Source organism: Paenibacillus chitinolyticus, from assembly GCF_045038035.1.
In the GTDB taxonomy this organism is placed as follows: domain Bacteria; phylum Bacillota; class Bacilli; order Paenibacillales; family NBRC-103111; genus Paenibacillus_F; species Paenibacillus_F chitinolyticus_A.
Genome location: NZ_CP173427.1, coordinates 1,534,729 through 1,558,436, shown reverse-complemented (window position 1 = coordinate 1,558,436; position 23,708 = coordinate 1,534,729). Strand labels below are relative to the sequence as shown.

Genomic DNA, 23,708 nt, shown 5'->3' with positions numbered 1-23,708 from the left:
CCCCACCTAAATCCATCTTATTTGAGCGTGCAGATTAGCCAAATTGTCATGAAAACCCCAGCCGATCCCTTCTGTTTTCGAAACAACGGCTTCGAGACGTTCCTCGAATTCGTCGAACAACTCGGCTGTTTCATCTTCATTTACTTGATCAATGATATCGGCATACATGGACACCATGCTGTAGTAGAAGCGTTCATCAATATCCCCGTAGCTTAGGGTGAAATCAACTCCATTTTCAACGTAGACCAGCTTCAATTCCAGGGCGTACCTGGAATTTCCAGTCAATCTCTCGAATTCCGAAATCGCATGTTTCGCTTCCTGGAGTCTCAGCTTGCCAAATCCCCGCTCAGGGAAAAACTCTTTCTCAACCTTCTTGCAATACTCTTGAAAGAGAGACTCTACTGCTTCATCGCCCAGTATTCTTACAGCAAGAAACTTCTCCATATCTTTGCTGGCGCCATAACAAGCCTTCACCAAATCGATAAGCTGGTCGCTATTTAGCTGCTTCAGATGCTTATTCAGAGCAGACTTCGTCAGCTTCACAGGCTTTTTCCCTACCGGCCGCTTAACCAGTGACTTGGGGATCAGCTTGTCCTTCTGCCGCTCAAGCTCCTGATTCACTTCTTCGCAGGAGAAATGTTCGGGATCATATCCTTCTCGAACCCAGCCTATAAAATGATCCCGCTCCGGATGATTGGGAGTAAGCAGTACTTCCAGCATATGCTGATGCCCCCACACGCCTCCCACATCTTCCTGCGGACAGCCGCGGGCACCATCTAGACACAAGGGTGCCGGGTCGGATGTCGATGCGTCGATTTTGATCAACGTAACCGTGTGCTGCCAATCATCTCCAAAATCATACACGTATGTAAATACGGTGTTTTCTTCGTGAACATGCTTCTGAACGATTTCCCTCCGTGCATTCAGCACCTCGCGGTCTTCTATATGCTCGAATGTCGGATCGGGCAGACCGATCACCTTTTCTTTCACATGAAACTCGTATAAATGGTAATTTTCCCAACCCATGACCGATTGGATGATTTTGTGAAGCTGATGAAACGTCACGTCCGGATGAAATTGAAACTCCCGCCAAATCTTCGGGGCAATCTCATTCAGTTCGATTCTGCATCTATAAAGCATGATCGTCTGTTCTCCTTTTAAGTATTCCGAGTATATAAACAAACCCACTGTATCCCGGTTGGAATTACAATGGGTAGGCTATTTAGATTCATTCCCATTCTTCTTCGCGCATCCTTTTGATTTCATCAGTCAAATGCGCAGCTTGTTCCGGAGTTAAAACTCCAGCCGATTCTAGGATATCGTCAATGCTGCATTCATCCTCAGACATTTGTCGGTCCAACTTATTTGGCAGGGGCATAGCCAACTGTTCTCCTCCCAATTATAAATCTGAGCAATCATTTTCATTTCTCTCCGGGAAACAAAACAGGAACATTCTAAACTTCATTCTCCTGCTGTTCAAAAGAAATCCTAGACCTCTTCACAATGATACGCGACAGTCCCGCATAGGTCTGTCTTCCTCAGTATAAGCTTTGCCTATAATGGGATTGGTGAGTATAGCTTCTGTTTCAAGAATGAATAATTGAGCGTTTTGCAGTAATCTGAGGCCTTGAGCCGTAAGGATTTTCGGACATAAAAAAGGGACTTCACCCCAACTTTGAGAAGTTTTCAAGTGACCAAACCCAAAAACCTCAAGGATGGAGGAAGTCACTTTGTATATTCTCCAAGAATGTCTGTTTTCCTTCGAAGAACTTTTAAAAATTCAACCCAAAGAGAGATTGCCGATCTTCTTCAGCTCTCTCGATCTGAGACCGTATGCCAAGGAACTGAGAAGCCGTTCACCCCGAGGCGCTGAGGGATACTGCAGACAAGGTATTCTACGAGCACTCTTGGCTGCGCCGCTTGAAGGAATAAGTACCTTTTCAGGGTTGCATAAGCGTTTGGATACGGATCTCCGGTTTCGTTATCAGTGTGGTCTTCCGCTGGATCGAGAAGCTCCTTCCATATCCACATTAAGCCGAGTCTTCTCAGAACTGACGAGAAAGGACTTGGCAAAACGGCTTTTTGAGGATTTGGTCACACGCTGTCAGCAGGAAGGTATCATAGAAGGCAGTAACGTCGCCATAGACAGCGCCGCTCTCTGCGCTTACGAGAAAAAGCAGCCCAAACGCAAAAGCGAGCAAACGGGTAATGCGAACTGGGGCGCAAAAATTGATTCCTTCGGCAATAAAATCACATGGTTTGGTTACAAAATTCATCTGGCGGTCGATACGAAAGGTGAATTGCCGATCGCCTTGGAAGTAACGCCGGCGCATGTCAATGATGGAGAAATGGCGCCGGGCCTGATCGAGAAAACAGCGTCCAGGACGAGCACACGATTTTTCATACTCGATGCGGGCTATGACCAAATGAAAGTTTATGAGGCCGCCCGCAACGTCAAGGCACAAGCCATCATTCCCCTTAATCTTCGGGGGGAGAAGGAACCGCCTGCTGGCATGACCTCGAACGGAACACCGTGCTGTTCCATGGGTTATGCGATGACATACTGGGGAGTTGACGGCGATATGCATAAATTTCGCTGCCCGCATGCCACGGGTAAAGTCGACTGTCCGCTTGGCATGGCTGCCTGCTCGTCTTCAAACTATGGAATGGTCGTCAAAGTAAATGCGAAGGATGATCTCCGGCGATACAGCATCCCTCATCGGGATACAAAGCGTTGGAAGGAACTTTACAATGAACGAACCAGCGTAGAACGCTGCAACTCCCGATTGAAAACCTATTTGACGGCAGACGCCGCACATGTCCGGGGCATTCAAAAAGTCACAACTCACCAGTATTTGAATGCCATTGTTCTGCTTGCATCTGCGCTCGCCGTTTCTCATCATTCAAAACGGGCTGCCGCTTAAAAAACGAGCTGTTCTAAAATTCTGCAAGTCTGCCCTTTTCTTCATCCATATAATACCATTTTCGAAAATTACCCCTTAACGACAGTGAATATGCTATCGCTTCTTCTCTGAAACGGAATTATGCAAAACACTCAATTATATGAAATCATACGTTTTCTCGGGAGAAAATCACTCGCTGCGAAACTGGGGGAGCTTACTGCCGGAGACCATAAAACTACGCGGTTCATGATCGAAAGTCCTCGGGAGATAAGGATTTCAGTAACTCCGATGTGCTCAAGGCTTTGCCAAGCTTGAATTCCTTCCTGCTTTGTTCAATCATGACCTTCAATTCCGGATTAGACTCAACGTCAGCTTGAATGGACCGCTGCTCTTCCTCTTGCAAGACGAGAGTGAACTTTCCCTTTCCTGGAATATGAAAGTGGTACACGGAGTTGTCGCGGCTCATATTCGATATGTTCTCCATCAACTCTTCCGGTGAATTGACCTTTTCCATTCGATGTCACCCCATGTCATAAGCTTTTCCGCTCTTTTATCACCAGTATAACATAAACCGCCCCGAATCCTGTAGAAGCAGAAAACCGGTCCCCACGGACCGGCATATCGCCCATGTAGCTCGTCCACCCTTACTTCGCAAACCGCGCCGTTAGCTGAAATTGCTGAAGATCTGAAGAAAAGTAAAAAGGCCTACCCTGTAAGAATAGACCTAGAAGTTAAGATTTATATACATCACCACGAGAGCCAATTTTAATTACTTGGATAAGTAACTTATCATTCTCAACTGAATAAATAATTCGATAAGAACCCACTCGTAATCGATATTCGTCCATTGTTCCTTGCATCCTTTTGATATCGAGCTCTGGATGATAAGGGTCTTCACAGAGAATTTGTAGATGTTGAGTAATTCGAATACGATTCGTCCTATCTAATTTTTGTAAATACTTAAGAGCATCTTTATAGAACTCAATTGAGTAAGTCATCGATAACATCCTTAAGTTTAATACTCTCGCCACGTCTAAAGGATTCTTTAGCTTTTTTAATTGCTTCAATATCATCTTGAGTAGTTGGCTCATCATCCCAAGGGATATGACGATACTCTTTATTTGTGACTAATTTTTCCAAGAAATCAGCAGCGATTGGAAGGGCTTCTTCAGGTAATTGTTGAATTAATTTGTTCAAATGATCTTTTGAAACTGCCATTCGATCAACCCCTATCTAGAAAGGCTAAATTAATTTTATTATAACACGTACTTAATGAAATTTCATAAAGATCGTACGGGCTATTTCAAGGTAGTCAGCAACATCAGCTAACACCGTATTCACGCTTCGGGCCATACGGCCCTTGGTCTGCCCGAGGCATTTCGGGGGAGAAGATTCATGCAGACAACCCTGCGAACCTAACCGCGTCGCGGCCGGCAGCTACGCTGCCTTAAGGTTCTCGGATTCGTGAATACAAGAACGTTACCTGAACCCCTCGTCAAAGATGAGTGGTCTGGTTTTCCTCCATAACAAAAAGTCAGAAAGTTAATGTCCATTGTTTTCTTCTTTAATCCAATTCCACAATACTTTCCTGTTCCAAGCGTATCCTTCGATCAAGCATCGTTTGCAGCACCTGCCTCCAATGGGTCAGTCGGGTATCCTTTAGAGCCTCCTCAAGCTTTCCGGCATATTCATCGCTGATTGACGCCGCTGAGGACTCGTAACGAAGAAGCGTCTCCGCATCCATTAGCATGGGCCTCAGATTAGAAAAGAATTTCTTCCGCAGGTATTCAAAAATCCGGATTCCTCCCAGATCAATATCACCCCAATGATACACTTCAATGTTCTTTTCCGATGCCGAGGCCAAATGCTCTGCCAGTCTACACAAAAAGGATTGCAATGACCGATGGGGAAATCCCCCGGTATATAGAACAAGCTCTGTGTCACGGAGCTCGGAAGCGTGTTCGAGCCACAGATGATAAGTCGCCAAGTTTTCAATTGTTACTATCCGAGTGGCAACTGTTTGCACTTGATACATTTCTTCCACCGTTTTATCCGATAAGCCAACCCCACCGGCAAACACTCCAATATCAACCTTACGACTGTCGGTAGTACGGAATGAAAGAGGCCCGCTTACCAGCACAATTTGTGGATTTTTGGCCACCCCGAGGAAATCAAGCCATTCTTCCTCGGTTTCACGCTCCTCTCCTGATGCCTGCTTGGCGAGCGAAAGCAACCTTCGTTGAACGTTTCTTTCCATGTGCTTGGAGTCCTTGAACAGCTTCTGGCTAAGTAATCTTATTGGAACGGCTCGCTCGAGCCTAGGAAGCTCCAGCAATACACAAACAAGATCCTTATACCCCTCTGGATCGTCCACCTCCAGGTGGGCAGTTTTACCTTCGGCTAGCGATACATCGGCTTGTTCAGACCACACCCTGACCCATTCCCAAGGATGGCGGGATAAGGGAGTAAGGATGTGCCGCAAGCGTTCCAGCTTGTCCCGCTTCGGCATCCGCCCCGCAACGCGATAAGCCGTCTTCAACTCACTCCATCGCAGATAGATTCTTTCCAACTGCTCGCCGGTGCGAAACCGGGCCCAATTGAGTTCAACAAGTCCGAGCCGCTCCAACTCGGAAGCTGCTTCGTTGATCCAAATTCGTTTACGGAAATCCATTTCGTCTGTATAATCTTGCCAGAATGGACTTTTGTTAAGAGATAGCTGCGGCCTTTGCTTGGAAGGCTGCCCGGTTACAAAAGACTGGCTTAACTCGTATTTGTCCAACAGGAGGTTTAGCAGCTGGGAGACAAATTTGGATTTATATGGCGTTTCATGAATCTCCAAGCAGATCACCCCTTACCATAAAATCTAGAATAAAAAGCCTTGACCGTTTCCTTCATCCGCATCATCGGCTGAGGGGGATTTCCCGTTGTCAACGTTCGATAAATTCGATGCGGCAGCCGCCTCAGCCTCATATTCCGCTATTTCCACGGCTCCCGCTCTCGCCATCTCGTCTTCCGCCCCGTTGTCCCATTTGTCAATCATGTCTACATAACACTGGTAGTTATGCTTGCTGACGAACAGCGTGGTGGACACCTCAGGAGCCATATGCTGCATCTTCTCATCGGGAACGGCGGCAATCAGCTGCAGACCCATTTGCTTAATCAACCGCAGACTGGATTGAATCCGCTGCTCGTCCATTTTATTGAACGCTTCATCGAAAATGACAAGCCGCGTGCTTTTTCCGGAATATAAGTGGTGGAAGGAAGCCAATATCGCAATATAGAACGGTGTCTGCGTCTCGCCTCCCGATTTCTCCTTCAGCACTTGCGAGAAGCGGTATTTGCCGTTGCCGGATGTTACGATAATATCGAAATCCAAGTATTGCCGATAGTCCGAGAACTCCTCCAATTGTCCGGCCTCACCTTTGACCAGAAGATCGAACAACTCATGCAGAACCTCGGTACGATCATTGTCCGGTAATTCGAACAATGAACCCTTTTCCAAAAGCATGGGATCCATCACGGCATCATAGAAGCGCTTGTAACGTTCACTAGGGGAAACCTCAAAATGATACTTGTCGTCGGAAAAAGGAAAATGCCTCAGCGCATAGTTCAGCTCGTGAAACTCCCTACGGGCCATCTCGATCGCTTCCCTTAACCGAAAAATAAAGTGGGACTTGAACTCCTCTTCCGATTCTTTCAAAGCCGCCGCAACTTTATCCTGATATTCCGGAATATTCAGGTGTTCGATCGTTTCAAGCAGCCGATCGTAATCCTCGTTCGTGACCTTCTGGATGTCGGCGATAAAATTTTGATCGATATTATATTTTTGCCGCATTAATTGCAGCTTGTTGAACTGGCTGTCGCGCAGTGTCTGCTGACCCTTCCAGCTGCCTTCCCAATTTTGGATTTTCTGCCAAGTGGAGGCGGACGAATTGCATGCTTCTTCGTATCTTTGCATCGCTCCCGCTTCCCGCTCGCTGCCGTGCTCATTGATCCAATTCCACCCTGCGGCTTCGTACTCTTGCACCTTAATCCGAAGCAAGTGCAGCTTTCCTTCCGCTTCGGACTTTTTCGATTCGGTTTCCGTTTGCTTTTGGAGTAAGGATCCCCATTTTTGTTGCCACTTCTGTTCATCCTTCTTCCACTGCTCATACTCCGCCTGCAGCCGCTCCGCTTCGCTGAAATCGAGACCATTCAGTTCCTCTGTCTTCTGCAACAGCATTTCCGAGCATTCGTGGATATGCCGCATCAGGCCAAGATGGTCGGCAAGCTTGGTACAGCCCGTTTCCTTCAATTTGCCGATCCATTCGGAAAGGTGTTCACCCCAAGCATACAGCATGCGCCGTTCGTCCTGGGCAGACACCAGCTCGGAGCGGCGGATTTCCAACTGGCGGGCGATCGCTTTGGCGCCTATGAACGGAACCTCGTATTGCTCCTTGCGCATCTGCCGGGCTACCAGGTTGTTGTAAACCATGCATGATTGGGTCACCGCTGTACGATGGTGTCGCAGTTCCTGCTCGTTTGCAGCCTTCATCACCTTGCCCAGCAAATGCTCGACGTGCGCCTGGATTACGGGATGCTCCGCCTGCAGCTCGAGTGCCAGGGAACCGATTACGGCCGTTCCCAAATACCGCTTCTCCTTCTCCGTATCGACGAGACCGACGCCTTCCAGCCGATAGGTTCGCTTCTCCCTTTCATAAATAGACAATGCCTCTGCGAAACATTCCGGTTCAACCAACAGATCGAAGTGCTGGGTGTTCAAATACCCTTCCACCGCATTACGCCAAAGCTCTTCCTTGAGCTCCATGTGCTCGCAAAACACCCAAACCGCCGAGCGGCCCCGCAGCCGTTCCTCCAAGATGCCCTTCAACTGGCGCACCGGTTCGGCATAGCTGCGCTTCTGCTGCTCCAGATCACGAATGATCGTTCTTAACTCTTCGATTCGAGCGTCCGTTTCACCCAGCTTTTCCTGCAACTGGTTATGTTGAACGAGCATCCTGTCACGCCACGCCGTTAGACCTTCTCCAATCTCAGCCAGATCCCGTGTCCACTCTTCTTCCTCATGGACTTCAATGATTCCGCAACGTGCCACAGCGTCAAGACGCGCCAGGCTCTCCTGATAACTGCGAAGCGTCTCCCTCTCTCCAGGCTTCCATGTCCAGTACGGATTGTCCGGCCAATCGTACAAGTTCGCCAATAGCTGAAGCTCCCGTTCAATTTGTCTCCGATACGTGAGCAAGAGCCTCTCTCCCTCGCTCTGTTGAGCGGTGAGCCGGGCAATGTCCTCGTGCAGCTCTTTCTTGCGCTTCTCCGCAGCATGGTTCTGCCAGCGCTGGTAAGCATCCTGCTGCTTGTCCCGGGCTTCCGCCTGCAACCGGGCGGCAAGGTCAATATCATCCGCAAGCTGTCGCAGCTCTTCTTCCAGCCGGACATTGTCCCGTTCGGTCTGCTCCAGATTCTCACTCTCGTAATCCGCTTTCAAGCGCCGGATCACATAATCCTGCTCAATGGCAGTCTCCTTGTATTTGGCATACTGGGCATAACACTCACGTATGGATTGCAGGTGCAGCTTCTTCTCCTGAAGATGCTCCAGCTCCTGGCGATACCGTTCGTGGATCTCGAAATTTTGCCGCATCAAATCCAACTGCAGCTCTTTTCGGTCGAGTATATAATCGTTGACAAAAGCACGGATATTCTGGATCGGCTTGAACGAGAGCGCTTTGGTGAATATTGTGAAAAACCGATCATGAAGCTGTCCCATCCGGGCGAGTAAGGCTTTCTGATAGTTGGTCTTGTTCCTTTCAAACAAAGCCTTTTTTCCGGAGAGCCCGCTGACCCTGACGCTTTCCCCACCGTAGCGCTTGCGGAATTCGTCTCGATTAAGCAGCTGGCCGTTGGATTTGACAAACTGCAAATCATCCAACCGCCGATCTGACAAAATGAAATACTCTTCTTCCCCGGTCGTGCTTCCTCGGTATACATCAATCGCTACCCCGACAACGAACCATTCCTTACGGTCCTCGTCCCGGAATTCAGCTGCAATATAAGTCGTAAAATCGCCGTCCCTCAAAAAGGAGCGCTCGTCGCTGCCGATTTTTCCCCTAAGATAATTGATAAAGCTGCGTTTGGCGTCATCGTGTGCAGCCGCATTGAACTTGATCATTCGATGATCAGCAACGAAAAGCACCTGCAGCGCGTCAATAATCGTCGATTTTCCCGCGGCGTTCTGTCCAGTGATCAACGTCTGTTTTCCGAATTCCAGCTCCTCGTCCTTGAAATAATGCCAGTTAATCAGACGCAGCCGCTTCATCCATTTCATCCAGCAATCCTCCCTCCGCGTTCGTCAGGTACAATTCTAGCTTATCAAGTAACGACTGCATCTCATCCGTCTGAATCATATAGATCCAAGTATGGAACAGCTTGAACCGGGCATCATCGGAACGAATGTCGGAATCCAGCGGTTCAATCAATTGGGCCTGTACACACAATCTAACCAGCCTGTCCAATGCGGTACGGTTTACCCATTCCAGCCGGAACGTCTCGTACTTGCTGCGAATTTCATAAAGGGTAATCATAGGATAATCCGCCAGCGATAGGCCTTGCCTCTTCTCCTCATATAGTAAGCGCAGCACCAGCAGCCATAGTGTCTGTTCCCGGTCAAGCCTACGGCGAAGACGGCCATCGGGAATATGCAGATAGACGCATTCATGCCGCTCGTCCACGACAAGTTCCCAACCAAGGAATCGATAATAGCCCTCCAACGCGGTACGGTAGCGACGAATTGTCGCATACAACTCCCGGTCCTTGTCTTTGATCAGAAGGTTAACCTCCATGAGTCGCTGGATTACTTCTTTGACCTTCGATTGTTCAGAGTCGCTCAAATCTTGAAACATCATGAATCGTTATCCTCCCCGCTCTTTACGGACAATGTCGTGATTGTGGAATCGATATCTTCCGACACTAACCGTCTGCCGCTTGCCTTGCCGGTCCAAGCTGAAACGCGAGCCACCATCCGAGCCATACAAATAAACATACCCCAGCATAAGAAATTCCTCGGCACTACTTGGAGCGAGCTCGATCAGTTCCATGCGCTTTCGGTCACCAAGCCGGGTCATGACGTAATCATCCACTTTTTTACGGGTAATGGCCTTGCGCATTTTCTCTACGTTCCTCTGTCGCAGCTCCTCCATCACGTGTGCCGGAATCGGAACCGTAACATGGGTCTCCGGCTGATGAGCCATCCTTCGGCGGCGCGGCGGCAGGAGTGACTGCTCTGACCATCCGCGAACCTGATTAATCGCGAACAGCGAGTATTCCGCATCCTGCTTTTGCTGGCCGAGCAACTCCAGCAGACGTGTCAACCGGCGGTCCAATCCTTCATGCTGCTGACTCAAATATCTGGCCCGGTCGTAGGAAGAACGAAGATACTGGTTATGCCGCACATCAATCTGATAGAAAATCTCTTCCAGCCCGACAAAGGTTTCTTCAATGAAGAATAAAGCTTCCTTGACGGCATATTCCGCTTGTTCAACCGTTTCATACAGCTCGCTCTTGACGCCGTCCATTGCAGCTTCCTGCAGCAAACCCCGATCTAGGAGCCACTTCTGAACCGTATGAAGGATTTGAAAACGATAGCGCGCCACATGATCCGACGTTTTGAGCCGGTGATAGCTTTTATCTACAATTTGCGATTTATAGGTTTCAAAATGATGGTCCAGCACTTCGCGAATCGAAGTTTTTTGAACAACTGTCTCCATGTGATGCTTCATATTATTGTATAACCCAATCAATTCATGGCGAAATTGCCTTGTTACCTGTGCCGCCTCCATTACGGCGAAACAAGGGCGCATTTTGGCCTCCTCGCCGGTAAGAAGCTGATAAGTTACAAAAGCAAACCGTTGATATTCGACCGTCCGTGCTTCGCATAATTCCTGAAACACCGCAATCAGCCGGCTGGCATAATGGGGAAGTACAATATAAGCTTCGAACTGGCTGCGGGTTTCCACATCAATCCACTTCGCCCGTTCCAGCCGTCGCAGCAATGCATTGGCCTGAGCTCTGGAGACATCCTCTAACGTAAGCTGATCCTCTCTTCCAGCTCCAACCGGCTCATCCTCATCGGCAGAAATGACCATACCCGTTTCTTGTTGAGTCTCCAGCAGCTCCTGCAGCAGATCCCGCATGACTTCATAGCGAATGCCGAACCGCTCCCTTTGCGAATGCTCGTATAAAAGCAGCAGTGCTTCCGCATATATCTTCCGATTGGAACCCGTCAGAAGATGAAATAATCCTTCCGGTACTACATCAAACAAGTTCATCATACCGCGCGCATACCCTTTCGGAGAAAAATGTCGATACTTTATTATACTAGATTTGGAAGATATGAAGTATGGTAGAATACGGCTATTCCCTTCAATCTTAATGGCAAGCTCCATTGGTATACGGAATACTTGCCGTACAAGGCTCTCAAGTATCGGTATTAACTCCAGAAGAAGCAGAAAACCGGCCCCCTCGGACCGGCTGATTCAGGCTCCATATAGCTCGGCCCACCTCACCTCACAAACCGCCCGCTGCACACAAACCGCGCCACTTCCTGACGTCGGTTCGTGTTCACAACGTGTTGACGATATGTGCAACAAGCCGAAGATTATGTTCGATGAGCAAATTGCGGGCGTGGGCATCGCCTTCCGCCATTTTTTGCAGATACTTGCTTTCTTCCGCCTCGGTGAGGGGCTGCGGGAACGCGTTGTTTTTGACATACGATACCAGCAGTGTCAGTTCTTTGATGAAAAAGGCTATGGCGCTAAAAAATCCTGGCAAAGAGGACACCTCCTGCTCCAATTCCCGTACCAACCATGGATTAACGGCTGCGGTCTTCTCATTGTATGAGGGCAGGCGCCTAATTGTGCCTGTACGGGCGGAATTGGTAAGAGGGGATTCGAAGGAATGAGCACCGATAAACTATTCAAGTGAATTCGTTCCCTTCCTTGTCTATTTGGAAGGAGTTGTCCGGGAACGCCAGCTGCGGCTGACCGAGGATGCATCAGGTTCTCGATACTCATGACAGCAGTATAGTGAAGCTCCAAATCCCCATTTTACCGCTTCAATATTGGCGCCTCACGGATTATTTTACGACTCAGAAGATGTTCATTTTCAAAGCACGGCGCCATAAGGAACGCAGTTCTTATTAACTATTTAACAGTATGAACCGACATACCAATGATTCGACAAAATAACACCATTTCCCGCACTGGAAAAATATGCTTAAATGAGGTTTGTACCTATATTTAGAATGGAGACATAAGATGAATAAGAAAGTTATCATGCTTGTCGCTGCGTTTAGTGTGTTCGCAGGGGTCGTATCCGCATCCAGCATCAATGGAGTTTACAAAGGAAATGCCATCGTCAAGGTCACGGTTAACGGCAAAGAAGTCAATAGCGACGTACCCGGGATCAACTTGGACGGGACCACCGTGCTGCCTGTGAGAGCTGTTTCTGAGGCGCTGGGAGCAGAAGTGAAATGGGATCAGAACACTTATACGGCGGAAATAGAATCATCACCAGCTTTTAAAAGCCTGGATGAGGTAGCGAGGCATTTAAAGACCTACAATATTCATTCTGTAGATTACCATACGGATGGATCCGGCCACACGGAATTCATTGCTATTTATGAGGGTTTATTCTTTAAGGGGAATGAAGATAAATATAATGAGGCAGTCAAGGAAATAGCAAAGCAAGCAATCACTCTGGGAACTACTGATTTTATTTTCGCAGATATGCTTAATGAATCCATAGCAGGAACTACTGAAAATGCTCGTGCTTTTTATAACGGTAAACTAACGGAGACTCAATTTTTCGATACCCTTATCAGGGAGGATATAGAAGAAGAGAGCGAGCTAGATTCATAAAACAGGTATTAAAAAAGGGGCCCTCGGTTGAGGACCCTTTCTTCTATTTCTGACAAGTGACTCCGTCGCCATCGCGGTTTAACTTCGAGCTATGACCCGGCTCTTGCTTTGGCGGAACTATGTGGTCAACCTTTAGTCCGAACGAATTTTAATTTTTTTAAAAGGTTTCACTATATTTTTTAAAATTATCTAAAATCGCCTGCCATCCGGCTTTCTGCATCTCAATGGAATTGGCGGCTTCCGCTTCAAAAGCTTCAATTACCTTGGTGTTATTTCCTTGATCAATAAACGTGATCGTAACCTTTCTTCCATCTCCGAGCGTGTAAGAAATCAATTCATTGCTTCTGATTTCATCATATTCTCCACCGAATTCAAATCCGAAACTTCCATCTTTGGCTTCCATTCTTGTGACAAATTTTCCGCCGACTCTTAAATCATTTTCGGCATTCGGTGCATGCCAGTCGTCAGAAGCAAAAGACCATTTCGTTATATGCTGTGGTTCTGTCCAATATTCCCACACTTTTTCAACGGGAGCATGAACTGTGGCTTCTACCGTTATGGTTACTTTATCGCCAGTTTCCATACTAATTACCGCCCCACTCTATTAGATTTGTACTACCGATAATTATACCACTGCGCAAATGGAAAACAATAGTTCAAAAAACACCCAATATTACATTGATTCATACGAAAAACAGATTAAACTCTCTATAAAAGAGAGAACTCCCGCCCTCATCCCTTCGACGTTTTCGGAGTCGGTTTCGGTGTGGAAGGCGGCGAAGGTGTAGACGGTTTAGCCGCCGGCGTCGGGGTCGGCTTGGCGGTTTCCGGCTGCGGTGTCGGCTTGGGCGCTGTCGTCGGTTTCGGAGAAGCGGAAGCCGTGGGTCTAGGCGACGATGAAGAGGCCGGTTTGGGCGACAGCGTGGTTCCCGGTTTTGACGTTGGCGACGCCGTCGGTTTTGACGTGTTCGTTGCCGCGGGTTTAACCGTCGGGGAAACGGACGGTGAAGGCGATATTTTTGCCGTCGGCTTGGGTGTCGCGGTTGGACTCGGCGTCACGGTCGGCTTAGCCGACTTATACGGTACGATGATCGTGGTGTCCGTATCGGCATCGTCTTCCCGGTTTTCGTCGGCAGATGACCCGCCCTGCTGCGTCCCCTGCTCAGGCGCGACAACGGAGGTCTGGTCCGCAGACGGCGCTTTGGCACCGGCAGGCGTTGACACCGGCACGTTCAGAGGCTTCTCGGGTCCCGCATTTACCGCGCCCACGATCATCAGCACGAAACAGGCCCCGGACCCCATAAAAATCTTTTTGGCTTTTCCGTTTTTCCGGATAACGGCGACAACGGCCCATACGAACAAAGCGACACAACCGAGCAAACTTAACATCCCAATCGAATTCCACATAAAAAAATACAGCCTCCCGTGTAGTTTGAAGACTTCTAGTATAGCAGAATCCGGTTCAAGTTAGAGGGAAAATTTTGCACGTTTTCCCTATTCTTTTCGCACGCCGGCAAAAGAAAAAGAAGCCAAGGACGGCTTCTTTGTTCAGCTTATCGCTTCGATGGATACCGGTGTAACGCTTCAAGTTTTCCCGAAGCCGCTTACTTATAAAAACAGGCGCTAAACACGCTGGAAACCGTGCAGCTTCCGCGCTGTCTCCTCGATCTTCCCGCGCATCGCCAGCTTCTCCCGCCACGATTCCGGTATGCCGCCATAGCCGTAGTAGGCCCCGGCAATCTGCCCGTAGACGGCTCCCGTCGTGTCGGCGTCGTCACCCAGATTGACGGCCAGCAGGGCCCCGTCCTCGAAGCTTGAGGACTTGTCGAAAGCCCACAAAGCGGCTTCCAGCGACTGGACGACATAGCCGGAGCCTTTGATCGCCGGCGGCTCCTTATGCCGGTAAGAGCCGCCGAGGATCTCGGCGAGTCCGCCGGACAGCTCCAGTCCGGCCGCCGCCATCCATTCGCGGTAAGCATCCGGCGCCAGGAGCTCCGTTTTGCTCCAGCCGCGCAGGCCCGCGAGGAGATAGCAGGCGAGCAGCCCGCAGGCCTGCAGGCATTCCGCCGTGCCGTGCGTCGTGCGGGAGCTCTGCACCGCGAAGCGGACGGCCGCTGCCGGATCGGCGGCATAGAACATCGGCACGGGAGCCAGCCTCATGATGGAGCCGTTGCCCGCGGAATACGGGTCGCTCGAGCCGCTGAAAGGCTCTCCCGTACGCTCGAACAGCAGCAGCGCTTCCCGCGTCGCGTTCCCGATGTCGAAGCACGTGCCCGTGCTGCTCATGTATCCCTCTCTGAACCAGCTTACGTAGCGGTTCATCTGATCGGCGGGATCGAAGCCGCCCGTATCCAGCAGGCTTTCGGCGAGACAAAGCGCCATCGACGTATCGTCGGTCCACTGGCCCGGCCGCAGACCAAAAACACCGCCGCCGACCATATCGCGAAGGGGCTCGAAAGTTCCCGGTCTGCTGAATTCCACCGCCGTCCCCAGCGCATCGCCCGCGGCGAGACCGGCCAGGCAGCCATGAAAACGGTCCAGAGTAAATTCCATAACGATTCAGCCTCCCAGCTTGGTTGTATATATAAAAATTCTTCTACGGGCGGCCGATCTCCTTTCTCCCTTTAAACAAAACCGCCGAGAACTGCGGCGCATCGCGCTCAATTCCGGTGTGGGCGACCCCCGTCTTGGGGCACATCGCGCTCAGTTCCGGTGCGGCGACCGCCTCTTACGGCGCCACACGGCGCCAAACGCTCGCCGCGGGAGAAGTCCTGGACAATCGTTAAGCGCGCTTCGTCCGTTCCAAGGCTTCCTCTGCTTTGCCCAACTACCATCCGCAAAAAAAAGACACGCCCGGCAATCCGGACGCGTCTGTGCTGCACCATGCAAGCTTCCAGCGCGCGGTGAGACACTGCATTGCAGTGGTCCGCGATGCGCGAGGTGTGGTGCTTTCTGTAGGCAGAGACGGCTCCATGCCCTTGACGAGCCTGTATTGAAACAGGAGTTACGCCCGGCTCGCAGCCTCTAAGTACGTTTGCGGCTGAGCTTCAGCTCCTGCATCATTTTTTTGCCCGTCGGCGTCTGGGCCAAACCGCCCTTGGCCGTTTCCCTGTACTTCTCGGGCATAGCGGATCCGGCCTCGTACATCACCTGGATGACTTCGTCGGACGGAATGGCGCTGCGCACGCCCGCAAGGGCCATGTCCGCGGCGGCCAGCGCATTGACGGCGCCGAAGCCGTTGCGGACGATGCACGGAATCTCCACGAGGCCGCCGACGGGGTCGCAGATGAGCCCGAGCGTGTTTTTCAGCGCCAGGCCGACGGCGTGCACCGCCTGCGCGGGCGTTCCGCCGCGCAGCTCGACCATCGCGCCGGCCGCCATGCCGATGGCGGAACCGACCTCGGCCTGGCAGCCTCCCTCGGCGCCGGACACAAACGAGTTGTTCGCGATGATGTAGCCGATGGCGCCGGCGCTGAACAGGCCCGTCACGAGGTGGTCGTCATCCCAGCCGAACCGCTGCTGGGCGCTGACGAACACGCCGGGGATGATGCCGCAGGAGCCTGCGGTCGGTGTCGCGATGATGCGGCCCATGGACGCGTTCACTTCGGACACCGCAAGCGCGTAGGCCATCGCCCGGCACGCTTCCTCGCCCACGGACGGGACGGAGCCGGACATATAGCTCATGACGCGCTGGGCGTCCATGCCGGTCAGTCCGCTGCGGGACGTCGTGTCCTCGGTGAGTCCTTTTTGCACCGCTTCCTTCATGATCTTGTAGTAATCGGCCATTTTCCCGAATTCCTGCTCCGTGCCGCGGCCGGATTCCTTCGCCTGTTCCTCCAGCATAAACTCGGAAATCGACTTGTTCTCGGCCGTGCAAATATCCGCCAGTTCTTTAAGCGTCCGAAATCTCATGATTGCCCTCTTTCCTTCAGATCCACGATCTTCACTCCGTCTACCTCGCTCAGCTGCAAAATCTCCCCGATCAGGCCGTCCGTAATCACGGAATCCGCTTCAATCACCGTCATGGCATCGCCGTTGCGGCCTTTGCGGTCCAGATCCATATACCCGATATTGACATTGTGTTTCTGCAAAATAGCGGTAATGTCGGCGATCATTCCGGGCCGGTCATGATGAGAAACGACCAGCGTCGGAAATTCTCCCGTGAACTTGAGATCGAATTGGTTAATCCCTAAAATTTCGATATTGCCTCCGCCTATCGATGCGCCGACCATGCTCATTTCCTGGCCGCCGGCATAGAGAACGATTTTCGCTGTATTCGGATGAACGGTCAGCCCTTTGCTCGTATGAAAAACGATTTCGATCCCCGCCGCTTCCGCATCCTCCAGGGAATCCGGAATCCGGCTGTTGTCCGTCTCATAATCCAGCAGGCCGCCGACAATCGCCAAATCAGTCCCGTGGCCGCGGTACGTATCGGCAAAAGACCCGTAAAAAGTCAGCTCGGCTTTGTCCGGCTGCTGACCGAATAGCTGCCTGGCCACCCGCCCAAGACGGATGGCTCCGGCCGTATGGGAGCTCGATGGGCCGATCATCGAAGGACCGATAATCGAAAAAACATCTTTGAACCGCACCCAGTATTCCTCCCTGTCCTAATCATTTTAGCAGGGCGGCAGCGTTTACACGCCTTTCCGCTCGGCCGGGCTGATTCCGCCAAATTAATTGACCAGCACCTAATTCTTATTCTATTGCGATTCTCGTCTCTATTCAACTGCCGGATCTTGTAACGGGCCGCACATTTTTCAAAGCCGGTTTTAACTGTTGGCGGAATTGGTGTCGGAACTGTCGGCAGACTGCCGGAAAAACGGCGCAATAAAGGCGCAATAAAGGGCAGAATCAGCCAAAACGGCCAACAAGCGGCTAGCGGAAACTTGGTTTGGATGCACCCGCATACTCACGAGTTCATAAACGCCGCTGCATAGAGTAGGATTGCTTGTCGCTAAAAGGGATTTTGAAGCGGAATCAGCATCCTGCCGTTTCTACAGGCGACTTCCCTGGCCTATGGGTGCCCGGCCAGGTCTGCGGCGGCTGGTCCGCCCCCCGGCTTCCAGCGATTAGTCCGCGAGCCACTCACTAAGGTGCTCCTTCACGAAAGCATCGTCGTTCAAATGCGGATAATCCCTGTAAACGCGGTCGATTTCCTCCATTTGTCCCGGTGAGAGCTCTTCGCTCGGGTTGAGGCACCAGCGGCCCTGCAGAAGACCCTGCCTCCGCAGCACCTCGTGGATGCCCGGAATGCAACCTTCAAAATGATGCGCGGGATCGAAAAACGCCGCGTTCGCGTCCGTCACCTCAAGGTTCCGCGTCAGCCAGTGCGCCGGAATATCGCGGTTGTCCCGCACTTTTTTGACCGCTTCCAGCAGTTCTACCGCTTTATGAGTCCAGACGGCCCAATGCCCCAGCAAGCCGCCGACGATTTTTTTCTCTACCGTCTGCCCGTTCACCTGAAACCGGTAAGTCGTCAGCAAATCCGTGACAATGTTGTCGTCGTTGCCCGTATACAGCGCAATTTCGTCCCTGCGCTCCGAGCAGCAGACGGCCCGTACGACGTCAATCGTCTGGTAGCGGTTAAACGGCGCCATTTTGATCGCCACGACGCCCGGAATGTCCACGAACCGCCTCCAGAAATCAAAGCTGAAAATCCGCCCGCCGACCGACGGCTGAAGGTAGAACCCGAACACCGGAATAAGCTCGGCGACGGCGCGGGTCCGCTCCAGAATTTGAGCTTCGTCGTACCCTGTCAAGCCGCCCATGCTCAGTAATCCGATATCATAACCGAGCTTTACCGCAAGCTCCGCCTCCCGGGATGCCTGCTCCGTGGGCCCGCAAATTCCCGCGATTTTGAAAAAAGGACGCCTGAGCTCCGCTTTCTCCACTTCCTCGGCCGCAAGGCGCAGAACCGGCTCCAGCAGGCCGACCTCCTTGTCGCGGATCTCGAACTGGGTGGAATGGACGCCGACGGCGATCCCGCCCGCTCCCGATGCGATATAGTAACGGGTCAGCGCCCGCTGATGCTTCTCGTCGAACTGCCTGTTCTCGTCGAGCGCGAGAGGATGGGCCGGAATCGCCACGCCGTCATGCAGCGCGGCCAGCATGTCGGGACTTAAGTTTTTACGGGCTGCCATAATCAGAATTTCCCCTCTCTCTCCTGGAAATGGGTCGGTTTGTTCCACGTATGGCCATCGGCCTCTACCCAATCCGCAATCCAGTCGATCATTTGCAGAACAGACACTTTCGGGTATCCGAACGTTTGGCTCGCCTTCGATGAATTGCTCAGCAGCGCCGTATCCGACTCGCTTCCTTCGAAGATCGGCTCGACTCCGAGCCTTCTACCGAATTCATTGGCGACCCAGCGCAGCGAAAGCGTCTCGGGTCCCGTGACGTTAAACACCGCTGGAGGCGTGCTGCAATGATTCAGACAGCGGATCGCGATTTCGTTCGCGTCCCCCTGCCAGATCACGTTCGCGTGCCCCATCGTAATGTCGATCGGCTTGCCCGCTTTGACGGATTTGGCGATTTCGAGCAGCACGCCGTAGCGCATATCAATGGCGTAATTCAACCGGTAGATCGCCATCGGAATGTTATATTTATGCGAAAAGTAGGTAAACACCCGCTCCCGCCCCAGACTGGACTGACCGTATTCCCCGACGGATGCGGGCGGTGTGCTTTCCGTGGCTCCCCCTTGGTGAACCGGAGTGATCGGGTAAACGTTCCCCGTGGAAAACACGACGATTCTCGAATCCCGGTACTTTTCGGCTACGCGCCCCGGCAAATACGAATTCATCGCCCAGGTAAAATGCTCGTTGCCTGTCGTTCCGAATTTGTTGCCCGCCATGTAGATGATATTTTTCACATCCGGAAGTCCCCGGAGCTGTTCGTCGTCAAGAAGATCCACTGCAAACGTCTTGACCCCGTCCGCTTCAAGCTCTTCACGCAAGCCGCCGGATGAGAACCGGGAGGCTCCGTATACTTTTTTATCCACGCCCGCTTCTTTAATGGCATTCATCGCCAGTCTCGCCAGGCTCGGTCCCATCTTCCCCCCGATGCCCAGGAGCATAATATCCCCTTCCAGCTTCGCGATATCGTTGATAAGCGCCTCGGACGGCTGCGCCAGTTTTGCTTCCAGTTCTTGAACGGTTTTCATAGAAGTCTCCCCTTTTGCTTCCCAAGATAGTTCAAGTATTTCATGCCGCACGATATAAAGACAAGGTCTTTAAATTGTCTAATATATACGATAATTCGTCTCTAAATCGGATGCGCTTAACAGTTCCTTTTAGGAAGCAAAACAGACGATAAATCGTGTGAAAATCAAATATATCTAGTTATATTCGAATAATTCGCGTTCATTTCTCTCGTTATTAGCCGCTCGGATTGTGTCTTGTGAACAGTTGAATTAGAGACAACCATCCTTCAGACAGTCTAAATATCCTAGGGCGGGCGGTAATTGAGCGCATATCTTCCCTGTTCCCGCCGGAATTTGAAGGGGCGCGGTTTGCGGGAACTCTCTCTGTCGGCCGCTAAACCGCATGAACCGCCGGCCACTTCATCTGCACGCCGGCATCCGCAAGCACAGCCTGATACGCTGCCAGAAGCTCCGGCCGCTGACGCACCTCGCGCGGTTTCACCCCGCGCTCCAGACAGAAGGCGGCCAAATACCCGGCGGCTTCGCCGATGTTCCATTCCACCGGATGCAGCCGGTAGCAGCCGTTCGTGATATGCGTCGTGCCGATATTTTTGGCGGCCGGCAGAAGGTTGTTCATTTTCGCGGGCAGCAGGCTTCCCAGCGGGATCTGAAACGGCAGCGACGAGACGTCGATATACGTTCGAAGCGCCGTACTCGGATGCAGGTCGATCCGGTAACAGCCGACGCCGACCGAATCGAAGTAGTCCATCGCGGCGGGTCCCGCCTGGAATTCCGGGCTTAGGTGCTGCTCCACCACCGTAAACTCCGCGCGGATCCTCCGCGATTCGCGGATATACGGGCTTTTCGCAAGGCCGTCGCGCGTACCGACGACATCGCCGCGCAGCCGGAGTCCCGGGTAGCCCCTGCCTCCGTCCGGACGTGGCGCCTCCGTCTGCATCCAATAAAGCAGCGAAAGACTAAGCTGTTTCGCGTTTTCCAGATGCTTCGTTCTTTCCTCCGGGGACACGTCAATGATCGAGCCGAGCCAATAGTCGTTCGCCGGCCAATTGACGAGTGTAATGTCGCTGACGAACGTTCCCTCCGCGAACTGCTCCTTATCGATCACCCGCCTGTAATTCCACAGCGAAAAAGACTTACCGTCCGGAAAAAGGCAGTACCGCACCGGCTCCAGCGTGTGAGGAACGAGCCCCGCCCAGCTGAGCTGGTTATCCGGCCAGAAATCCGCCTTGTACGATTTCCAGAACTCGTACTGCGCCGGCTTCGAAATCGTATGGTTTTCCCCCTCGACATGGTCCATCGCGAAAACATACGTAAAAGCCTGCATGTCTCCGGGGTCCGCATCCCCCTGTAAAGCGTGCGGCTCCCCCGTGTCCGCGGCCGACTCCGCGCCCGTTACGTAGTCCACTCCGGCCACGGGCAGCACGTCGCCTTCTTCCGTCGCGTCAAGGTAATAAGGCGCCTCCAGCTCAATCTCTTCCCCGGTTTCCGGGCGGACTACCGTAAGCGTACGTACGGTATCTTCGCTTGCGTCCGCTCTCTGAATGCGGAACCCGTACAAAATTTCAAGCTTGCCGCTGTGAATATAAGGGGCCAGGGTATCCCTAAGTACGGCAAGAGCGGCCCGCGGCTCATGGGCAATCGCGCTTACGTTAGCTCTGCCGGGATTGAAAGGGCGGTCCCGATCGACGCTTTCCGCAAGTGGAAAGCAGCGCTTGTAATAGTCGCGGACGCTCTCCCGGAACGTTCTGTAGCTCCGCGTGCATCCGAACTCTTCGATCCAGGGATGCTCGTCCGGAGGAACGGCCTGACTCGTCAGCTGGCCGCCGATCCAGTCGGTTTCCTCCGTCATGATAACCGTTTTGCCCGTTTTCAGGGCGGCCAGCGCGGCGGCGCACCCTCCGGTTCCGCCTCCGATGATAATCAGATCCGCCCGCATCCTCAGTAGGTTAGACATGGTTGATGCTCCTTTCTTTTTCAAGTTGGGCAAGGATAAACTCGGCGGCCGCGATTTGCAGGCTCGGCGCCTTGTCGTAAAGAAGCAGCGCCGGAATTCCGCTAAGATGCTCCAGGTCGTAGCCCGAGCCGAAATGCACGAGGCCGACGGTCATTCCGGCTTGTTCCGCGGCCGCTTGAAGCGGCGCCAAATCCTCGGGGCGCAGCGGTTTGTTGTGCGTCAGCGCCACCAGCACGGCGTGCGTGCGGCCGTGCTCGAAAGCGCGCAGCTTCTCCGGCAGCTCCCGGCAGGAGGCAAGCGTCTCCACCTGGCGGACAGCCCCCGTCTTCGCCAGCTCGTCCGCGAACAGTCCGAGCTGAACGTCGCAGAGCAGCACCCAGGGGCTGTCCGCGAAAAGCCGGCGGTCCTCACCGGCCCCCTCGCGGACGCTCCCGCGGCGGCCTCGGACGGAGGCGCCCGAAGCGCCGGACTGAGCGCCGGGCAGTTCCCCCGGCCGCTCTCCCTGCGAAGCGTCTCCTTGCGGCGGGCCGCCAAGCGGACCGGACGCCCCCAAGGTCATGGGGCTTTGATTCGGCCGCGTCCCCCTTACCGGCTCAGCCGTACCGGCCGCAGACCCGAGCAGACGCCCGAAGCCGCCGTGGTCCCGGAGCGCTTTGCGCGCGATCGCCAGGCTGACCCGCTCGGAATCCGGGTGCAGCAGAGCCGCCGGTTCGCCCGGTGCGTTCCCTTCGCCGGCAGCGGCGCCTATGTACTTCTCCTTCAGCTTCAGCACGCGGGCAGCCGCTTCGTCGATGCGCGCTTGCCCGATCTCTCCGCCGCGGACGGCCGACAGCACGCGGTCGACCATTTCCCGGCCCTCCTCGGCCGTAAGGGCATGGGCCAGGAGCACGTCGGCTCCCGCTTTCAGCGCCAGCACGCAGGCTTCCGCCTGGCTGAACCGCGAGGTGACGCCTTTCATCGAAAGGCCGTCCGTCACGATCAATCCCCCGAAGCCCAGTTCCTCCCGCAAAATGCCGGTCGTCATCGCCTGCGACAGCGAAGCGGGCATCCCGGATGGATCGAACGCGGGTACGGCGATATGACCGACCATGACGGCTTCCACCCCGGCTTCGATGGCGCCGCGGAACGGGGCCAGCTCGAAGCTCTCCAGCCGTTCCCGGCCGAACGCCAGAACCGGCAGATCGTGGTGCGAATCGACCCGCGTGTCTCCGTGACCGGGGAAATGCTTCGCCGTGGCGATCATCCCGTGCTCCTGCATGCCCCGGATAACGGCACGGCTCATCTCGGTTACGAGGGCGGCGTCCTCTCCGAAGGAATGCGTGCCGATCACCGGGTTAAGCGGATTGTTGTTGATATCCACGACCGGGCTGTAATTGAAGTTGACACCGAGCTCAAGCGACTCCAGGGCCGTGATTCGTCCCGATTCGTAGGCCAAGGACGCGTCTCCGGCGGCGCCGACCGCTTTATTTTTCGGAAAATGGACGGCTCCCCCGTCTCGGAGCTTGCAGCCCGCACCGGCCACGAAATCGGCCGCTATAAACAGCGGTATGCCGCTTTCCGTCTCCCGCGCGGCCCGCTGCATCGCGTCCGTCATTTCCCGCACCTGTGCGGGATCGATCAGGCTTTCCATGTCCAGGAACAAGCCTCCGACGTGCCAGTCGCGGACCGCTTTTTCCGCAAAATCGGAGAAATAGGGCTGAAGATGATAAAACGTGAATAGTTGCCCGACTTTCTGCTCCAGCGTCAGTTCGTCCAGCGTTATTGTCGATAGTTTCATGCGGCAT

Annotated in this window: 20 protein-coding genes and 1 pseudogene; 2 read left to right on the top strand and 19 right to left on the bottom strand. The window is 52.9% G+C overall.

The genetic code is table 11. From position 1 onward, the window contains the following. Positions 1-6 precede the first annotated feature (6 nt). Together ACI48J_RS07205 and ACI48J_RS07200 are read right to left on the bottom strand one after the other, a co-directional pair. Positions 7-1,140: a DUF6155 family protein gene (locus ACI48J_RS07205; protein WP_019537554.1), complete on the bottom strand. Its 1,134-nt coding sequence runs from the start codon at positions 1,138-1,140 to the stop codon at positions 7-9. Between the two features lie 88 nt (positions 1,141-1,228). Next, positions 1,229-1,384, bottom strand: a complete 156-nt coding sequence (locus ACI48J_RS07200) for a hypothetical protein (protein ID WP_157462203.1) — start codon at positions 1,382-1,384, stop codon at positions 1,229-1,231. Positions 1,385-1,730: 346 nt separating this feature from the next. On the opposite strand from ACI48J_RS07200, the gene ACI48J_RS07195 reads away from it, so the two are divergent. Beyond that, positions 1,731-2,924 (top strand): transposase, encoded by a 1,194-nt coding sequence (locus ACI48J_RS07195; protein WP_405082290.1) that lies wholly within the window; start codon positions 1,731-1,733, stop codon positions 2,922-2,924. Between the two features lie 223 nt (positions 2,925-3,147). Here the strand turns inward: ACI48J_RS07195 and ACI48J_RS07190 are convergent, their stop codons facing one another. From ACI48J_RS07190 to ACI48J_RS07155, 8 genes and pseudogenes are all read right to left on the bottom strand, one after another. Further along, on the bottom strand, positions 3,148-3,417 hold the full coding sequence (locus ACI48J_RS07190) for a hypothetical protein (RefSeq protein WP_074730222.1): 270 nt from the start codon (positions 3,415-3,417) through the stop codon (positions 3,148-3,150). 217 nt (positions 3,418-3,634) lie between these two features. Further along, on the bottom strand, positions 3,635-3,901 hold the full coding sequence (locus ACI48J_RS07185; protein WP_023554895.1) for a type II toxin-antitoxin system RelE/ParE family toxin: 267 nt from the start codon (positions 3,899-3,901) through the stop codon (positions 3,635-3,637). Further along, positions 3,885-4,121 (bottom strand): hypothetical protein, encoded by a 237-nt coding sequence (locus ACI48J_RS07180; protein ID WP_023554896.1) that lies wholly within the window; start codon positions 4,119-4,121, stop codon positions 3,885-3,887. The genes ACI48J_RS07185 and ACI48J_RS07180 overlap by 17 nt, the downstream gene beginning before the upstream one ends. A 346-nt stretch (positions 4,122-4,467) precedes the next feature. Next, positions 4,468-5,742, bottom strand: coding sequence for a Wadjet anti-phage system protein JetD domain-containing protein (locus tag ACI48J_RS07175; RefSeq protein ID WP_028407040.1), 1,275 nt, complete (start codon positions 5,740-5,742; stop codon positions 4,468-4,470). Positions 5,743-5,766: 24 nt separating this feature from the next. After that, positions 5,767-9,222, bottom strand: coding sequence for an ATP-binding protein (locus tag ACI48J_RS07170; RefSeq protein WP_405082289.1), 3,456 nt, complete (start codon positions 9,220-9,222; stop codon positions 5,767-5,769). Then, positions 9,191-9,799, bottom strand: coding sequence for a DUF4194 domain-containing protein (locus tag ACI48J_RS07165; RefSeq protein WP_023554899.1), 609 nt, complete (start codon positions 9,797-9,799; stop codon positions 9,191-9,193). Before ACI48J_RS07165 ends, ACI48J_RS07170 begins: the two co-directional genes overlap by 32 nt. 6 nt (positions 9,800-9,805) lie before the next feature. Next, entirely contained in the window at positions 9,806-11,224 is a 1,419-nt protein-coding gene (locus ACI48J_RS07160; protein ID WP_023554900.1) for a Wadjet anti-phage system protein JetA family protein, read from the bottom strand. Positions 11,225-11,525: 301 nt separating this feature from the next. Next, a pseudogene (locus tag ACI48J_RS07155) lies at positions 11,526-11,723 on the bottom strand (RNA polymerase subunit sigma-70); the annotation flags it as partial. A 485-nt stretch (positions 11,724-12,208) separates the two neighbouring features. Between ACI48J_RS07155 and ACI48J_RS07150 the strand changes: the two are divergent. Beyond that, positions 12,209-12,811 carry a copper amine oxidase N-terminal domain-containing protein gene (locus tag ACI48J_RS07150; RefSeq protein ID WP_405082288.1) on the top strand — a complete coding sequence of 201 codons (603 nt, stop codon included), beginning with the start codon at positions 12,209-12,211 and terminating at the stop codon, positions 12,809-12,811. A 157-nt stretch (positions 12,812-12,968) separates the two neighbouring features. Here ACI48J_RS07150 and ACI48J_RS07145 read toward each other — a convergent pair whose 3' ends face one another. The 9 genes from ACI48J_RS07145 to ACI48J_RS07105 form a co-directional block, all read right to left on the bottom strand. After that, positions 12,969-13,394 (bottom strand): SRPBCC family protein, encoded by a 426-nt coding sequence (locus ACI48J_RS07145; RefSeq protein ID WP_405082287.1) that lies wholly within the window; start codon positions 13,392-13,394, stop codon positions 12,969-12,971. Between the two features lie 149 nt (positions 13,395-13,543). Continuing rightward, complete coding sequence (locus ACI48J_RS07140) at positions 13,544-14,218, bottom strand: hypothetical protein (protein ID WP_405082286.1); 675 nt, start codon at positions 14,216-14,218, stop codon at positions 13,544-13,546. Between the two features lie 216 nt (positions 14,219-14,434). Further along, positions 14,435-15,364, bottom strand: coding sequence for an ADP-ribosylglycohydrolase family protein (locus ACI48J_RS07135; RefSeq protein WP_405082285.1), 930 nt, complete (start codon positions 15,362-15,364; stop codon positions 14,435-14,437). Positions 15,365-15,835: 471 nt separating this feature from the next. Continuing rightward, positions 15,836-16,723, bottom strand: coding sequence for an L-serine ammonia-lyase, iron-sulfur-dependent, subunit alpha (gene sdaAA / locus ACI48J_RS07130; protein WP_405082284.1), 888 nt, complete (start codon positions 16,721-16,723; stop codon positions 15,836-15,838). Further along, positions 16,720-17,400, bottom strand: coding sequence for an L-serine ammonia-lyase, iron-sulfur-dependent subunit beta (gene sdaAB, locus ACI48J_RS07125; protein WP_326057321.1), 681 nt, complete (start codon positions 17,398-17,400; stop codon positions 16,720-16,722). Before sdaAB ends, sdaAA begins: the two co-directional genes overlap by 4 nt. A 480-nt stretch (positions 17,401-17,880) precedes the next feature. Beyond that, positions 17,881-18,951 (bottom strand): dihydrodipicolinate synthase family protein, encoded by a 1,071-nt coding sequence (locus ACI48J_RS07120; RefSeq protein ID WP_405082283.1) that lies wholly within the window; start codon positions 18,949-18,951, stop codon positions 17,881-17,883. A gap of 2 nt (positions 18,952-18,953) precedes the next feature. Beyond that, complete coding sequence (locus ACI48J_RS07115; protein WP_405082282.1) at positions 18,954-19,970, bottom strand: NAD-dependent epimerase/dehydratase family protein; 1,017 nt, start codon at positions 19,968-19,970, stop codon at positions 18,954-18,956. Positions 19,971-20,343: 373 nt separating this feature from the next. Beyond that, positions 20,344-21,924 carry an FAD-dependent oxidoreductase gene (locus tag ACI48J_RS07110; RefSeq protein ID WP_405082281.1) on the bottom strand — a complete coding sequence of 527 codons (1,581 nt, stop codon included), beginning with the start codon at positions 21,922-21,924 and terminating at the stop codon, positions 20,344-20,346. Continuing rightward, positions 21,917-23,701, bottom strand: coding sequence for a glycoside hydrolase family 3 protein (locus ACI48J_RS07105; RefSeq protein ID WP_405082280.1), 1,785 nt, complete (start codon positions 23,699-23,701; stop codon positions 21,917-21,919). Before ACI48J_RS07105 ends, ACI48J_RS07110 begins: the two co-directional genes overlap by 8 nt. Positions 23,702-23,708 lie beyond the last annotated feature (7 nt).